At 42.8% G+C, this 15872-nt stretch carries 16 protein-coding genes and 1 pseudogene; 15 read left to right on the forward strand and 2 right to left on the reverse strand.

Annotated features, from left to right (window positions below; translation table 11 throughout):
* Nucleotides 1–122 precede the first annotated feature (122 nt).
* The 10 genes from JOC28_RS06005 to JOC28_RS06050 all read left to right on the forward strand — a co-directional run bounded on the left by JOC28_RS06005 (nt 123) and on the right by JOC28_RS06050 (nt 10426).
* The gene (locus JOC28_RS06005; RefSeq protein ID WP_205009742.1) at nt 123–1076 is read left to right on the forward strand and encodes an ABC transporter permease; all 954 of its coding nucleotides are present in this window, start codon (nt 123–125) and stop codon (nt 1074–1076) included.
* Between the two features lie 5 nt (nt 1077–1081).
* Nucleotides 1082–1906 carry an ABC transporter permease gene (locus tag JOC28_RS06010; protein WP_205009743.1) on the forward strand — a complete coding sequence of 275 codons (825 nt, stop codon included), beginning with the start codon at nt 1082–1084 and terminating at the stop codon, nt 1904–1906.
* Nucleotide 1907: 1 nt separating this feature from the next.
* On the forward strand, nt 1908–2771 hold the full coding sequence (locus JOC28_RS06015; RefSeq protein WP_205009744.1) for an ABC transporter ATP-binding protein: 864 nt from the start codon (nt 1908–1910) through the stop codon (nt 2769–2771).
* On the forward strand, nt 2772–3671 hold the full coding sequence (locus tag JOC28_RS06020) for an ATP-binding cassette domain-containing protein (RefSeq protein WP_205009745.1): 900 nt from the start codon (nt 2772–2774) through the stop codon (nt 3669–3671).
* Nucleotides 3671–4372 carry a gamma-glutamyl-gamma-aminobutyrate hydrolase family protein gene (locus tag JOC28_RS06025; protein ID WP_205009746.1) on the forward strand — a complete coding sequence of 234 codons (702 nt, stop codon included), beginning with the start codon at nt 3671–3673 and terminating at the stop codon, nt 4370–4372. The genes JOC28_RS06020 and JOC28_RS06025 overlap by 1 nt, the downstream gene beginning before the upstream one ends.
* Nucleotides 4373–4585: 213 nt before the next feature.
* Nucleotides 4586–5173, forward strand: coding sequence for an NEAT domain-containing protein (locus JOC28_RS06030; RefSeq protein WP_205009747.1), 588 nt, complete (start codon nt 4586–4588; stop codon nt 5171–5173).
* Nucleotides 5157–5930, forward strand: a complete 774-nt coding sequence (locus JOC28_RS06035) for an NEAT domain-containing protein (protein ID WP_205009748.1) — start codon at nt 5157–5159, stop codon at nt 5928–5930. The genes JOC28_RS06030 and JOC28_RS06035 overlap by 17 nt, the downstream gene beginning before the upstream one ends.
* Nucleotides 5927–6811 (forward strand): heme ABC transporter substrate-binding protein IsdE, encoded by an 885-nt coding sequence (gene isdE / locus JOC28_RS06040; protein WP_205009749.1) that lies wholly within the window; start codon nt 5927–5929, stop codon nt 6809–6811. Before JOC28_RS06035 ends, isdE begins: the two co-directional genes overlap by 4 nt.
* A complete protein-coding gene (locus JOC28_RS06045; protein ID WP_205009750.1) occupies nt 6811–7758 on the forward strand; it encodes a FecCD family ABC transporter permease in 948 nt (315 codons plus the stop codon). Before isdE ends, JOC28_RS06045 begins: the two co-directional genes overlap by 1 nt.
* A gap of 19 nt (nt 7759–7777) precedes the next feature.
* On the forward strand, nt 7778–10426 hold the full coding sequence (locus JOC28_RS06050) for an NEAT domain-containing protein (RefSeq protein ID WP_205009751.1): 2649 nt from the start codon (nt 7778–7780) through the stop codon (nt 10424–10426).
* 49 nt (nt 10427–10475) lie between these two features.
* On the opposite strand, the gene pepV is transcribed toward JOC28_RS06050, so the two are convergent.
* Nucleotides 10476–11876: a dipeptidase PepV gene (gene pepV, locus JOC28_RS06055; protein ID WP_205009752.1), complete on the reverse strand. Its 1401-nt coding sequence runs from the start codon at nt 11874–11876 to the stop codon at nt 10476–10478.
* Nucleotides 11877–12040: 164 nt separating this feature from the next.
* On the opposite strand from pepV, the gene JOC28_RS06060 reads away from it, so the two are divergent.
* Genes JOC28_RS06060 through JOC28_RS06075 form a run of 5 tightly spaced genes read left to right on the forward strand, consistent with a single transcriptional unit; the run spans nt 12041 to nt 15515 of the window.
* Entirely contained in the window at nt 12041–12877 is an 837-nt protein-coding gene (locus JOC28_RS06060; RefSeq protein ID WP_205009754.1) for a transporter substrate-binding domain-containing protein, read from the forward strand.
* Nucleotides 12878–12887: 10 nt separating this feature from the next.
* The gene (locus JOC28_RS06065; protein WP_205009755.1) at nt 12888–13373 is read left to right on the forward strand and encodes a GNAT family N-acetyltransferase; all 486 of its coding nucleotides are present in this window, start codon (nt 12888–12890) and stop codon (nt 13371–13373) included.
* Nucleotide 13374: 1 nt separating this feature from the next.
* A complete protein-coding gene (locus tag JOC28_RS10820) occupies nt 13375–13509 on the forward strand; it encodes a hypothetical protein (RefSeq protein ID WP_275582261.1) in 135 nt (44 codons plus the stop codon).
* Nucleotides 13509–14468, forward strand: coding sequence for a glutathione S-transferase family protein (locus JOC28_RS06070; protein ID WP_205009756.1), 960 nt, complete (start codon nt 13509–13511; stop codon nt 14466–14468). The genes JOC28_RS10820 and JOC28_RS06070 overlap by 1 nt, the downstream gene beginning before the upstream one ends.
* Before the next feature lie 12 nt (nt 14469–14480).
* A complete protein-coding gene (locus JOC28_RS06075; protein ID WP_205009757.1) occupies nt 14481–15515 on the forward strand; it encodes a glutathione S-transferase C-terminal domain-containing protein in 1035 nt (344 codons plus the stop codon).
* 77 nt (nt 15516–15592) lie between these two features.
* Here the strand turns inward: JOC28_RS06075 and JOC28_RS06080 are convergent.
* Nucleotides 15593–15872: pseudogene (locus tag JOC28_RS06080) on the reverse strand (hypothetical protein); the annotation flags it as partial.

Raw genomic sequence — 15872 nt, forward strand, 5'->3', positions numbered from 1 at the left:
CTCTTACAGCCCTACTCAACTGTGCGGAGGTGGGACGACAAAATCGAATTCCTTCGGAATTACCGATTTTTGTCCCACACTCTCTTTATATGATAACCCTTCTGGCTTGAAAGGAGCTTTCTATGTGGAAATTTATTGCCAAGCGTCTCTTGCAGGCAATTCCCTTGCTTTTGATAATTTCATTTATCGTGTTTAGTCTGATTCAGCTAGCACCCTTTGATGTGGTAGATACCTTGACCACACCTAATATGACTCAGGAGCAGATTGACTTGCTGAGAGAAAAAAATGGTCTCAACGATCCCTTTCTAATTCAGTATGGTCATTGGTTGCTCAATGTTCTTCACTTTGATTTCGGGCATTCTCTAAAAACTCAGAGTCTAATTTCTCAGGATTTGGCTGTTAAGTTGCCCAATACCTTGATGATTGTGGTGCCAGCTTATTTTAGCTCTCTCTTACTTGCTAGTGTTCTTGGACTCTGGGCAGCAGCCAATAAGGATCGTTTTCCTGATAAGCTGGTCAATGCTATTGCTTCTATTGGGATGGGGACACCGACCTTCTGGTTTGGGATGCTTTTGATTTATCTCTTTGGTTACAAGCTCAATCTGCTTCCGATTGTCGGTATGTATTCGACAGGGCAGTCGGGTAGCTTGGCCGACTTGCTTCGCCATATCATTCTTCCTTATTTAACCTTGATTATTGCTTATTTTCCAGAATTGCTGCGCTACATTCGTGCAGCGGCGATTGAGCAGGTTAAGGAAGATTATGTGACGGTTCAGAGAGCCTATCATGCTAGCAAGTCAGAGATTGTTTTCAGACATGTTTTGAGAAATATCTGGATTCCAATTGTGACTCGTTTGGGTCAGGCGCTGCCTATGTTTGTTACTGGTGCTATTATCACTGAAAATATCTTCGGCTGGCCTGGAATTGGAACCTATCTGACATCTGCAACCAATGATCTGGACTATCCAGTCATCATGGCGGTGCTCTTAATTTCATCAACCTTGGTAATCCTGGGAAATCTCTTATCAGATGTTCTCTATTCCATTGTAGATCCTCGTATTAGAAAGGCGGGTTAAAAGATATGATCAAGGCTTACTGGCAATCTATCAAGGCTTCCAAGCTCTATCTCTTTTCATTTGCTTTCTTGGTTTTCTTGATTTTGCTTTCCTTATTTGCTCCGCTATTTCCTTTTAGTCCGACAGCGACGCATGTCAATGAAACCTGGCAGGCGCCGAGCTTGTCTCACTGGTTTGGGACTGATGATTTGGGGAGAGATTACTTTATCCGTGTTATATACGGTGGGCGTGTGTCGCTGATTGTCGGCTTTTCAGCCATGCTGGCGTCAACTTTTATTGGTAGTCTAGTTGGGATTGTGTCTGGTTACTTCGGTGGTTGGTTGGACAATCTCCTCATGCGTCTGGTGGAAATCCTATCTTCGATTCCTTGGTTGGTTTTGGTTATTGTGCTCAGTGTCTTTCTGAGACCTGGTTTGACGACCATTATCATCGTAATCGGTTGTTTCTCATGGATGGGGATTTCGCGTCTGATTCGTGCGGAAACCATGGCTATTAAAAATCGTGATTTTGTTCGTTATAGTGAATTTATCGGTGAGAAGAAGAGCCGTATTATGATTCGTCACATCTTGCCAAATATCTTACCAATCTTGATTGTTGCAGCGACAAATGCCATCTCAAATGCTATCATGACAGAGTCAGCCCTATCCTTCTTGGGAATGGGTATTCAACAACCGATGTCGTCTTGGGGGAGTCTCTTGCAAAATGCGCAGAGCAGTCTTCAAAGGGCACCTTATATGGCGATTTTGCCAGGGATTTTTGTACTTTTGACCATCTATTCAATCAATAATCTTAGTGAACTCTTCAAGTCACATCTACAGAGAGAGGTATAATATGACAGAACAACTACTCAGTATTAGAGCCCTGCAGATTGACAAAAGGGTTAAAAAAGCTCAGCCAGAGCAACTTGTGAGACCGATTGATTTTAGTTTGGATAAGGGGAAGGTGCTAGGTATCATTGGAGAATCTGGTTCTGGGAAAAGCTTGTCGATGAAAGCACTGATGGGCATTCTTCCTGACGGTTTGGAGGAGACTTACCAATCCTATCATTTCAAGGGACAGGAAGTTTCACAGAGTCAGGATCTTCCAATCGCTATGATTTTTCAAGATCCCATGACTTCCTTAAATCCTCTGCGTAAGATTTCTTTTCATCTGGCAGAAGTTATCTTTAGACATGACGAGACGATCAGTGATGAAGATGCAGAGCAGTTAGCCATTGAAGTTCTGACTCAGGTTGGTATTCCGCAACCTGAAAAACGCCTCAATCAGTATCCTTTTGAACTGTCAGGTGGTATGCGACAAAGAATTATGATTGCCATGGCTTTGCTTGCCAAGCCAGAACTGCTAATTGCGGATGAGCCAACGACGGCACTAGATGTTACGATTCAGGCGCAAATTCTCAGTCTCTTGAAGTCTATTCAGAAAGAAAGTGATCTTAGCATCATTCTGGTTAGTCATGATTTCGGTGTTATTGCTGGGATGTGTGATACTGTCAAGGTTATGTATAAGGGGCAATTGGTTGAAGAAGGAACAGTTGAAGATATTTTTTATCGACCACAGCACAGCTATACTAAGCAATTGCTGAGAGCTGCTGACTTAGATGATGATAGTCAGGATGAACAGGGATTTGTATTGACAAATAAAAGCAGTCAACTGATTGCTTTATCTGAGACGCACCGCTATTTAGAGGAGGTATAAATGACAGAAGATCTTATACGTTTGGAGGCTGTGACCAAGGTCTTCAAGACCGGTCGAGATAAGAAGCAGCTCTTGTCTGTCAAGGCCTTGGATCAGGTAAGTTTATCCATTCGTCCAGGAGAAACGCTGGGCTTGGTTGGTGAGTCAGGTTCTGGTAAGACAACACTTGGTCGAATTATTTTAGGCTTGGAAGATTCCAGTCAGGGACAGATTTATTTCAAGGGACAAGAGTTGACGACTCTTTCGAAAAAGCAGCGCCAGCAGATTTCCCAACAACTCCAAATTATCTTTCAAGATCCCTATTCAGCCCTCAATCCACGCATGACTGCCTTGGAGATTGTCGCAGAGCCTCTGCTTGGACTTGGTAAGAAGGAAGCACTTGCCAAGGCTGAAGAAATCTTAAAATTAGTAGGTCTCGAGGGTGAAGCCGTCAACAAACTTCCTCGTGAATTCTCAGGTGGTCAGCGCCAGCGTATCGGAATCGCTAGAGCTGTGATCAATCAACCTGAATTTATCGTCTGTGATGAGCCGACATCGGCTCTTGATGTGTCTATTCAAGCGCAGATTCTCAAGCTTCTTAAGGATCTGCAAACAGAACTTAACCTTGCTTATCTCTTCATTTCTCATGACCTGTCGGTGGTTCGTCATATCTCTGATCGGATTGCGGTCCTCTATCATGGAAAATTGGTTGAGATTGCACCGGCAGAACATCTTTTTGATCACCCACAACATCCCTATACTCAGTATCTTTTGGCTGCAAAGCCTGAACTGGATCCACTTTTGGCTAGGCAAAAGCTGTCGCAGATGACCAAGGGTATTCCAGAGTTTAACTTTGAGGAGAATTTTCACTGGGAGACTTTTGGACCGGATCACTTTTATCGTGTAGAAGGAGAAGTCTGATGTCAAAACCAATTATTGTGGGGATTTCTGCCAATGAAAAACCGATTTCTGCTGATATTCCCATCGTGCACCTGTCCTCATCTCGACATTTTGCGGATGGCGTCAAGGCAGCGGGTGGCCTTCCAGTCTATCTGCCAATTAGTCAGCCTGATTTGGCCAAGTCTTACATTGATACAATTGATGCCCTTATTTTGACTGGGGGTCAGGATATTCATCCCTCACTCTATGGCGGTCACCTTTTGGAAAATGCTGACGCTGATTATTTGTTAGAAAGGGATCTTTTTGAGCAAGCCTTACTGAAAGAAGCGCTAGCCCAGCGAAAACCAATCTTAGCAGTCTGTCGTGGTATGCAACTTCTCAATGTGACTTTGGGCGGTAGCTTATTTGCCCATATTGACAATCACAGTCAGGGGCTACCTCTTGGAACGAGCCACACCATTGAACTTGAGTCCGATAGTCAATTAGCTCAGCTTCTGCCAGATGGTCTGGAGGTTAATTCAGTACATCATCAGGCACTTGATCAATTAGGTCAAGGTTTAGAAGTGGAGGCGCGTGATCCTAGAGATGGGATTGTTGAGGCGGTGTCTTTGGAAGATTATCCCTTGTTGGCTGTCCAGTGGCATCCAGAATTTTTGATTGATAATCCTGCCCACCAGCAACTTTTTAACCGTTTGATTTCGTTTGCAAAAGAGCAAATTTAAAATGAGAAGAAAATCTATAAAAATCAGATTTTGATGATAATTTATAGATTTTTTTGTTTGTTTTTGCATCTTTAAAATGAAAATGATTATGATTATGCTTTCAAGCTGATAGCTAAGGGATTGTATAAGCTGTGATAATATTCAAATAAATAAGAATTTTATAAATTTTGTTGCTATTTTGTGATATAATAAACATAATTATCTATGGAGGTGATGATAACGAAAAAAGTTTTAAGATTATGTCTTTTGCTAGCTGCTTTCTTTCTCGTTTTTTTAGGAGCTAGTAAGGTTCAAGCAAAAGATTATGAGATTGACTACACTGTTTTAAAAGAGGGTAGTCAGGATGCTTCGATTGCCAATGGTTATTTTGATAAACCAATCACGATTTATCAAGAAGACGGGCAATGGTACTTAACCTTTAAGGTTAATCATGAAAATTGGATCAGCAAGGTGACCTTTGATGGTCAAGAAGCTGTTAAACACACCAGTCTTGAAAATGAGACTGGCCAGTGGACCTTTAAGTTGCAATCTATTGAGGAGAAGATGGATGCAACCGTAAAGGTTGATATTGAGGAAGAGGTAGAGGGTGAAGCGCTCAGCTACCATCATACCTATCCTATCGACTTTGAGCTGGACATCAGCAAGAGTCAGTTAACTGAGCTAAAATCTGCCCTTTCACAGGCTAAAATGTATGCGCTTTATCGTATTTTGATACCTGTGGTTTTGGCAGCATTAGCTCTCGTCATCGGAATTTATGTGACAGTTAGGAGGAAAAAGAAAAGCAGTGAAAAGCTACTATAAAGGATTATTGATTTGTGGATTAGGGCTTAGTTTAATGGCAGGGCAGGTTCAAGCAGATACGCTTTCTGACTTAAATACTCAAAAAGCTAACCTAACTCAGCAAATTCAAGAAGCTCAGACAGCATCAACAAGTAAGACAGCCTCTGTTGGTGTCACAATCTTGAAAGAAGATCAGTCTGGCACATCAATGATGCAGCAATATATCGTTTCGCCAGCAAGTGTCACTCGCGAAGCGAATGGCAGCTACACCGTACTATTGACTATCTTGCATCCTGAATACTGGCAAGAATTTAAGGTCAACGGGGCAGATGTGACCCTCGTTTCTGACAATCAAGTCAGCTTCACCGTTTCAGATATAACAGCCTTGCAAACCTGTTATGTCCATGTTGCAGCGCCAGCACTTAATTATGAAGGAAAATACACAACCTATATGTCCTTTGACTCAACTGCTGCAGCAAGTTTGGCACAAAGTTCAAGCACAGCAAATCTTGATGAGCTCAACAAGCAACTTGAGGAGGTCAATCAAAAAATTGCTGACGAAACGGCCAAGGCAAGTACGACAACCACTACAAGCACAACTAGCAGCAGTCAAGAAACGACGACTAAAGCAACCACAGAAAGCACTACAAAGTCAAGTAAGGAATCAACTTCAGAAAGCAAGGCAAGCTCAAATCAAGGAATGGTATGGATTCTTAGCCTTATCATTGCCTTTCTAGGCTTGTCAGGGCTAGCTTACTGGTGGAAGAAACGCTCATGAGAAGATTCATAGCTCTTCTTGTCAGTCTACTCGCCCTCTGTTTTCTAGTTGCCTGTCAGTCAAATCAATCAAGTACATCAAGTTCTAGCGCAGCTGATGGTCAGTTTAGGATCGTTTCAACAACGGTGACCACAACAGAAGTTCTAGATAAATTAGGCTTGGATTTAGTAGGAGTCCCTGAGACATCGAAAACCTTACCAGAGCGCTACCAGTCTGTGACAACAATTGGCTCTGCTATGGGACCAAATGCTGAAATAATCGCATCGCTTAAGCCAACCGATATAATCTCGGTTTCTACAATCAAAGGTGAGACCAAGGAGTCCTATGGAAGTCTGGAGAGCAAGGTAACTTACTATGACTTTGATAGTGTTGATGGGATGTATGCCTCCATCACTAAGATGGGAAAACGATTTGACAAGGAGACTGAGGCTCAAGCCTTGATTGATAGTATCTCTGCACAAATCTCAGAGACATCAAGTCAGGTTTCAAGTCAGACGACCAAGCCAAAGGTTTTGATTTTAATGGGGCTGCCAGGTTCCTACCTCTTTGCGACTGAAAAGTCTTATATCGGTAACCTGGTCAGTCTTGCAGGTGGTGAGAATGTTATTACAGAAACTGATTCAGCCTACATTTCATCAAATACTGAGTACATTCAGGATACCAATCCAGATATTATTTTGAGACTTTCTCACGCCTATCCTTCTCAGGTTAAGAAGATGTACGAGAAAGAATTCAAGACCAATACTATCTGGCAGCATTTTAAGGCTGTTCAGGAAGGCAAGGTTTACGATTTGGATGAAGATCCCTTTGGAATTACAGCCAATATCCGAGCTGGTCAAGCAGTAGCAGACCTCTACCAGCGTTTCTACGGAGGCAACTAATGCGACCAAGTCTAAGATTACTCACTCTGTTTCTTGTCTTTTTGCTTCTTTTACTGTATGCCCTTAGTTCAGGTAGCCTAGAACTAAGCTTTTCAGACCTAATCAGTGCCTTACAAGGTCGTGCCAGTGATAGCTTTTTAGCAGTTGTCGATTTGCGACTACCTAGGATTCTGCTAGCTATTCTGGTAGGGATGGGCCTAGCGATCTCAGGGCTCTTGTTGCAGGTTATCCTCAAAAATCCCCTGGCTGATCCCAGCCTAATCGGTATCAATTCAGGAGCGCTCCTAGCCAAACTCTTGGTTCTCCTAGCCTTCCCCAACCTACTCATGCTCAGCAGTGCCCTCTCTCTTTTGGGTGGTCTCCTGGTCCTCGCCATGATCTGGGTCCTATCCTATCGTCAAAGTTTCAGTCCACTCAAGGTCCTGATTACAGGACTTGCTCTAAACGCAGCTCTTACGGCTCTTTTGGACATGGCAAAGCTGGATCCCTTGATTCAGCTACCGGCAGGATTTGGTCAGGTTAGTTGGGCTGACGTTCGACTGGCTACGCTCTTAATCCCGATACTAGTGGTTTATTATCTGCTAGGACCAATGGTTGAAGTGCTGCGCTTCAATGATGAGGTCGCAATTGGCTTAGGTGCTAGAGTTGGACTCTACCGAGGAATCCTCATTGTAGGGATTGCTCTGATGGCTAGTCTATCAACAGCTCTGGCAGGAAATATTGCTTTTGTTGGGCTCTTGGTGCCGCATTTGTCAAGTCGTTTGATTGGACGTCATTATCGGTATTTTTATCCCTTTACAGCCCTTTTAGGTGCTAGTTTGATGCTACTTACAGACACTTTGGGAAGAACGCTCTTTCTTCCTCTTGAAATTCAGGCAAGTATTCTCTTTGCCTTTATGGGTGCGCCAGCACTCATCTATCTTGTGAATAAGAAAATGAAAATTTAAAGCTTTAAGGAGTTAGATTATGAAAAAACAACATTGGATTCGCCTAGCGGCAGTCTCAACGCTTGCTTTTGCAGCTTATGCCCCTCAAGTGCTCGCCCCTACAAATAGCGGCAATATTGTTTATGCTACTGAAACAAGTCGCTCTGCAACGGTAACTGCCTACCAAGCAAGCGCACCATCATTGACATCGATGATGAATAACTATATCTCTACAAGCAATCAAGAGATTGTAACAGTCAACGGTCAAAAATACGTTCAATTCACTATTACCAATGCGTCATGGTGGCAATCTTTCTCAGTTAACGGTGTTCCTGTAACTACCGTAGCTGAAGATACTGCTGCAAATACGAGAACTGTTCGTTTTGCCTATGTCGAAGGACAGACGGATTACACAGCACACATTCATATCACAGTTGCTGCCATGAACTACGATGCTAACCACGATGCTATTTTGCGTGTGGTTGCAGAACCTGAAAAAACAGGTGACTTGGTGGTCAATTATGTTGATCAGAACGGTAATGTATTACAGTCACAAACCCTTTACGATGATGCTCTTGTTGGAACTAGCTACCAAAGCACAGCCCCAGCTAGCCTCTCACTTGCTGGTAAGCAATATGACCTGCAAGGTTTGGTATCTGGTTCAGCCAGCGGTAGCATTGCCGAAGGAACAACAACTATCGTCTATCGATATGTTGAACATGTTGAAACAACGACCACAACAACGACTGAAGCAACGACAACAAGCACTACTACAACAACGGAGCCAACAACCACTCAGACAAGTAGTAAGATTGAAAAAGCCTACTTCCTAAATCAAAAGGATCAGACTAAGTATTCTTCTATGCAGGATTACATTACTGGTACTGCTGAGATTTCAGGAGACAAGGCAACCTTGACCTTTACTAAAACAACTGGAATTACATCCTTTAAGGTTGATGGAGTAGAAGTGCCTATCGTAGATGGTAAGGCAACCTTTACCTACAAGGAAGGTCAATCAGACTATAATACTAGCTTTGATGTTCAAATGGGGAACTACAAAGCAAGCCATCAAGTTCCCCTCCACATTGGAAAGCTTGAAACAGAGCCAACTAAGGTTAGTCGTCCAGCTGCTACAACAACGACAACAACTGAGACTAGTCTAGAGACTGAAGCGACAACAAGCTCAACAACGAGTGCTACAACCGAAGCAACTACAAGTACAACAGAGGCTGTCAGCTCCAAGACAGAGAAAGTTTATCTCCTCAATCAAAAAGACCAAACCAAATATTCTTCAATGCAAGATTACATTGATGGTACTGTTGAGATTTCAGGAGACAAGGCGACCTTGACCTTTACCAAAACAACAGGTATTACATCATTCTCTGTTAACGGTGTCATTGTCCCGATTATTGACGGTAAGGCAAGCTTCACATATGACCCATCAGTTTCAGATTATACAACTGTCTTCAATGTTGCTATGGGTACCTATAAAAACGCCTACACAGTCCCAATGCACATTGGTCAACTAGAAACAGAGCCAACTAAGGTTAGTCGTCCAGTTCCTACAACGACGACAACTGAAACCAGCCAAGCGACAGAGGCGACAACAAGTTCAACAACAGTAGCAACGACAAAACAGACAACTACAGAAGCTACTACAAGCAGTTCTGCAACAACTAAGGCGACAACAAGTCAAACAACAACTGCTAAGACTAGCCAAGTGACAACTGAACCAAGCCAAGGCAATGCAAGTATCACTATCTATAAAAATGGTACTAGTGAGCAATCAGCAATGCAGAAATTTGTCAGCTCTTCAGCTAAGATTGTGACTGTTGATGGTAAGCAGTATGTTGAAATGACCTTCACATCAAATGCTTCAATGGTTAAAGGTTTTAGCGTAGACGGTCAAGCAGTGACAGTTGTTTCTGATAGTGGAAATACGCGCGTGGTGAGATTTGCCTACACAGGCTCAAAAGTCTACCAAGGTGCTATTCACGTTGCCGTCCCAGGACTTTACGAAGAAACTTACAATGTTCAGATTCAAGTTTCATCTAGTGTCAAAGCTGTGCAGCAAACAGCAGCTCAACCTAACCCAAGCACTTCAGGAAGTTCTTCAGCATCTTCTGCACAGAGCGCAGCAACTAACCAAGCAACAGATATCCTTCCAAGTCTCAGTGCAGATGAACAAGCTGCGCGTATCACTGTCTTTAAGAATGGAACAAGTGAAACATCTGTTATGCAGAACTATGTCAATAGTAACGGAAAAATTGTCACTGTGGATGGTCAAAAATATGTTGAATTGACTTTTAAAGCCAATGCCTACATGGTTGAAGGTTTCTGGATTGAAGGTCAGGCAGCAAGTGTTGTATCAGATAACGGTTCAGTTCGTGTGGTAAGATTCCCTTACACTGAAGGTAAAACAACTTACAATGCGTCAATCCATGTTAATGTCCCTGGCGTTTACAACGAGACCTACGCAGTTCAAATTAAGGTTGAGCCAGGTCAAGTTGGTAGTGATTCTAGCGCTTCAACTACTAGCACAAGTACTGGAACAGGCTTGAAACGTGGCAGTCTCCCAAGTACAGGCGAAACAGAAGGACAAAGTTTCCTTGCAAGCCTAGCAGGTTTGGGCTTAATCGGACTTATCCTAACTACAATTAGCCGCGGAAAAAAATCAAAAGAAGACTAAGTAGGTCTTAGTAGCCAAAAATCCAAACTCTTTCATGAGCTTGGATTTTTTATTTTTCTGATCCCTCGACAGTTGCCAGTCGATAAAGTCCTTCTAGGTAGATTTCCAAGGCTAAAAAGAGATCGTCTAGTAGGATATATTCGTTGGGTTGGTGGAGGGTAGCTGGCTTGTTGAGGAAGGCTGGTCCAAAGGTCAAGCCCTTCTTGAAGAGTCTGCCATAGGTAATGCCACCAATTGCAAGTGGCGGTGTTAAGTCACCAGTCTTTTCACGGTAAATATCAAGTAGGAGCTGTGTTTCTTCGAGATCTAAATCTGTCTGACTGGCTTTTTGATGGCTGATTATTTCAAAATCAAATGCCTCCTGCTCAGCAATTTCTTGGAATCTTTTGCTAGCCGTCTCAAATGAAAAGCTAGCTGGATAGCGGAAGTTGACGCCAATTTCAATCTGTCCTTGATGATAGGATAAGAGGGCTAGGTTGAGGCTATTATTTCCTAAGTCTTGATCTTGAAATACTAGTCCAAGCTTGTCTGCGTCAGGACTGAAAATAAAGTATCTGTCTAGAAATGCTAGAAACTGACTAGCTTCTTGGTCTAAATGTTCTTGAATTAAAAATTGACTGAGTAGACTTGCTGCATTGAGACCAGCTGCTGGGTTGGCTGCATGGGCAGCTTGTCCGATTAAAGTGAGCTCGTAAATGTCGTTTTCAAAAGAAACTTGTCCCTTAAGCTTTTGAGTGGTCAAAAAATCTTGGAAGGACTGGGCTAATTGATCAGTTCCCTTTAGTTGGGCGCTTGCGCGGTCAGGGACTTGGTTAAAAGCGGAGCCAGCCTCAAAATGAATCAGCTGCTGAGATGGACTTGTCTGTTTTTTGAAAAGTAGATTAGCACTGCCTTTTTCTGCATAAATCATAGGAAAAATCCCGTCCGGAACTAAGCCAAAGTCAGGCATATCCTGTTCTTTGAAGTAATGGTCGACACCCTCCCAACCATTTTCCTCGTCGGTGCCATAGATAAGTCTCAGGCGTTTTTTCCACTCGACGCCTAAATCATTGAGGATTTTCACGGCGTAGTAGGCCATGAGACTAGGGCCCTTGTCATCCAGACTGCCACGAGCATAGAGCTTGCCGTCCTTGATAAGTGAGGTGAAAGGGTCGCTATCCCACTGGTCAGGATCAGCTGGGACAACATCAAGATGACTCAGAATCCCAATGCTAGATTCCCCTTGACCAATTTCCAGATGACCAGCGTATCCATGGCAGTTATAGCTCCTAAAACCGTCGCGCTCACCGAGACTTAACATATAGTTGAGGGCTTGGTCAATTGCTGAGCCAAAAGGTTGATTAGGGCTAGCCGTCTTTGGGTCCTTAACAGATGGAATTCTAAGAAGACCATCCAAATCATTAAGGAACTGCTCTTTATAGTGGTCAATAATTGCTTTCCAATCGTTCATAGTAAGTCCTTTCTTTTATAGGATAATCTTATCTCAAATGCAGTCAGAAAAGCCAGTCATTCTGCCATAAAAATTTCTTATAGCCAGCTATAAATAATAAAGATTATGCAGACCAGTTCTACGGTGGTATCATAAGAACAAGTTAAGAAAAAGGAGATTAAAAGATGAAAAAAGTTATTGGATGGAGCCTAGCTCTGATTGCTGTATTTGCGCTTGTAGCTACCTTTTTGACGCAAAAAACGGATGCCAAAACTAGCAGTCAAAAGACTATTGTAGTCGCAACAGGTGGTAACCCCGCACCCTTTTCGTTTACGGGTTCTGATGGAAAATTGCAGGGCCAAAACATTGATTTGGTCAAGGCCGTCTTTAAGAAATTGCCACAGTATAAGTTGAAAATTGTTCAGACAGAGTTTTCATCAATTTTTACAGGTCTTTCGTCAGGTCGCTACCAGATGGGAGCAAATAATATCGCTAAAAATGCTGAACGTGAAGCCAACTATCTCTTCTCAGATCCTATCTTTGCTAACTCATACGTGGTTATTTTCAATCCTAAGAAGGATCCTGGTAAGCAAATCAGCTCTTGGAGCGATCTAGCAGGTCTATCAACTGTTGGTTCTACTGGTGTCAACACTTCAACAGCAATTGAAAGTTACAATAAGGAGAATCCTGACGCTACCATTTCTTTCAATTACTCACAAGAAGACCTGACCTCACAATTGCAGGCCGTCGAGAGTGGTAAATATGATTTCCTTCTCATGGACAAACCAATGTTCGAGTATTACCAAAAGGAGAACGATTATGAGTTGACCTCACAAGATGTCTCAGGAGATCTTGCTAAGGAACTTTTAGTTGAGCCTTACAGTTACTTTGTTTTCGCTAAAGACCAAGAAGAACTTCAAAAAGATGTTAATGAAGCCTTGAAAGAAGTCATTGAAGATGGCACTTCTAAGAAAATCAATGAAAAATACTTTGGTGCAGATTACTCACCAAGCTACGATTAAGGAGAAGCAGATGACATTTCCCTACACGATTGAAACAGATCCCAATCTAGTCGACTACGACCAAGTGACAGATGTCCTTCATAAGGCAGGACTTGGTTCAAGCTCAGACCGTTCAGCCAATGAGAAGGCCTTCAAAAATAGTGATATCACCATCTTCATCAAGGATGGGGATAAGGTTATCGGTGTTGGTCGTGCCCTGACAGACTTTGTCTCGCAAGGAGCTATCTACAATGTTGCTGTTGACCCTGATTATCAGAAGCAGCATGTTGGCCATACGATTATTACGACGCTTTTGGAAAAATTGCAGGGCATCAATATCATTCTCTACACCCACCCTCAGACTCTGACCCTCTATGAAAAGTATGGATTCAAACGTAATAAAACAGCCTTTTCACATTTTGGACATGGGACAGCTGAGGGTCTCCAGTGGATGGAAGACGAAGGTTTCTTCCTACCAGATGGCTACCGCTTTGAAAGTGAAATCGGGAGGTACTAGGATGACGAAAACGAAACAAACAAAGAAGCAGAAAACCTATGACAGAATCCTCAAAAAAGAAATGTCTGCCTTAGCCTTTGGAGGTTTTCTCCAAGAAAGCTCTGCTATTTTCAAATGGATGGAAGGTGATTACTAATGCCGACTGCTTATGTAAAACAAGAAATTGATGCTGATGGCAATTTTCAGCGCCAGCAATCGCAGTTTTTAGGTCACTTTGGCTCGGGTTCAGATGACTTTCCCTTAGAGGCAGGTCGCTACCGACTGATTGTTTCCTATGCCTGTCCTTGGGCTAATCGTCAGTTGATTGCCCTCAAATTGCTGGGCTTGGAGGATGTTTTCTCTATCGGTGTTGTTGACCCTGTCCGTCCTAAGGACTTGGGAAGAACTGATTGGGCCTTTAGTCTGAATCCTGATTGCAAGGATCCTGTGCTCGGTATTTCCTATCTCAGCGACGCCTATCTTCATACTAATCCTGATTATGTGGGGCGCTTCACAGTTCCTGCCTTGATCGATACACAGACTGGAAAAGTTGTCACTAACGACTTTTTGGGAATGCTGCGCATTTTTGAAAAAGAGTGGCAGGATTTTCACAAGGAGGGGGCACCAGATCTCTACCCTGATGAGCTGGCGCAAGAAATTGATCAGCTCAACGCCATCATCTATGATGATATCAATAATGGTGTCTACCGAGCAGGCTTTGCTACCAGTCAAGATGCTTATGAGGCTGCCTTTGATCGTGTATTTAATAGACTGGACTTGTTGGAGGAGCGTTTGTCAAAAACACGCTATCTCTTTGGTGATCAGATTACCGATTCAGATATCAGACTCTACGTAACCCTTGCAAGATTTGATACTGCTTATTACAATGGCTTCAATCTGAACCGCAATCGCCTGATTGATTTTCCAAATCTCTGGACCTATGCTAGAGATCTTTATCAAGAAGATGCCTTCAAATCAACAACCAAGTTTGATCATATCAAGAAACACTACCATCTCAGTGCAACCATTAATCCCCACCAAATCTTACCCAAAGGTCCAGATCAATCTGGCTGGGAAGAAGCCCCAGATCGTGCCAAGTTAAGTCAAAAAGACTAGAAAGAGTATATTATGCCAAAAAATCCAAATATCAAACCAGTAGAACTTAAACTAAGACCAGTTGAAACCAAGACTGAAATTGATGAACGTGGTGCTTTTCAGCGCCAACCCAACCACTTTACCACACCATTTGGCGATGGCGAAAATGATCTCAAGGCAGAAGCGGGGCGCTATCGTCTTTTCTGGGCAAGGGGTTGCCACTGGTCAAACCGCGCCTCAATTGTTCGTGAACTTCTCGGTCTTGAAGATGTGATTTCTGTCAATCAGGTTGGTCACTCTGCTGATGAAAAACGCAAGTACGGATGGGATTTTGCTTACGATGAGGATGGACGTGACCCCGAAACTGGGGCGGAATTTTTGGCAGAATTTTACTACCGTGCTGATCCAGACTATACTGGACGCACAACGGTTCCTGCCCTGGTCGATCTTAATACCTATACCGTAGCTAACAATGACTACCACCGCTTGACCAATTATTTTGAGACTGCCTTCAAACCATTTCAAAAATCTGACGCACCTGAACTCTATCCAGAGGAATTGCGTAGCCAGATTGATGATTTGAACGACAATGTCCTCTTTCCCTATGTCAACAACGGTGTCTACCGCATGATGTTTGCTCAGTCAATCACCGCCTACAATGAGGCTTTCAAAGATTTCTTTACAACACTAGATTATTTTGAAAATCTTCTAGAAACAAACCGTTTCCTATTTGGAGACTATGTGACTGACTCAGATGTGCGTTTCTTTGTGACCTTGGCACGTTTTGATACGCATTACTACCGTAATTTGGGACCAATCAAGCGCAGCATTTCTGAATATAAAAATATCTGGGCCTATGCACGTGATCTCTATGAAATTCCAGCCTTCCAAAATAATACCTACTTCCATGATATTGCGCGTGGTTGGGATACTAAGAAAGAGAAACTCTTTGTTGATTTTAATTCACGCTTTGCTGACGACATTGACTTCCATGCCATCTGGTCACAACCCCAAGACCGAAAGTACCTCTCAAAAACACCAGATCAAAAATTCTTGATTAGAAAGTAGTGGTTAGAGAGGGGCAAAAATAACTTTCAATGATTAAGATGAAGAGGCCGGGACAAAAGTTCTAGCCTTCTTATTTTTTATAATCTAGTTTGAAAGGCGCAGGGGTTGGGAGAAACTCTGTTAGTTTTAACTAACTTAGAGTTTCCCCTGCACAGTTCATTAGGTGCCTTAGCACCAATGAACCACTGCTGAGTGGAGAGGTTGAAAGCTCCGCTTTCTCTATTTCCAACCTCAAACAGTCCAGTGGACTGTTTGAGCGTCAATAAATCAACTCTTACAGCCCTACTCAACTGTGCGGAGGTGGGACGACAAAATCGAATTCCTTTGGAATTACCGATTTTTGTCCCACTCTCTTCT

The sequence above is a fragment of the Streptococcus loxodontisalivarius genome (assembly GCF_016908645.1).
Lineage (GTDB): Bacteria > Bacillota > Bacilli > Lactobacillales > Streptococcaceae > Streptococcus > Streptococcus loxodontisalivarius.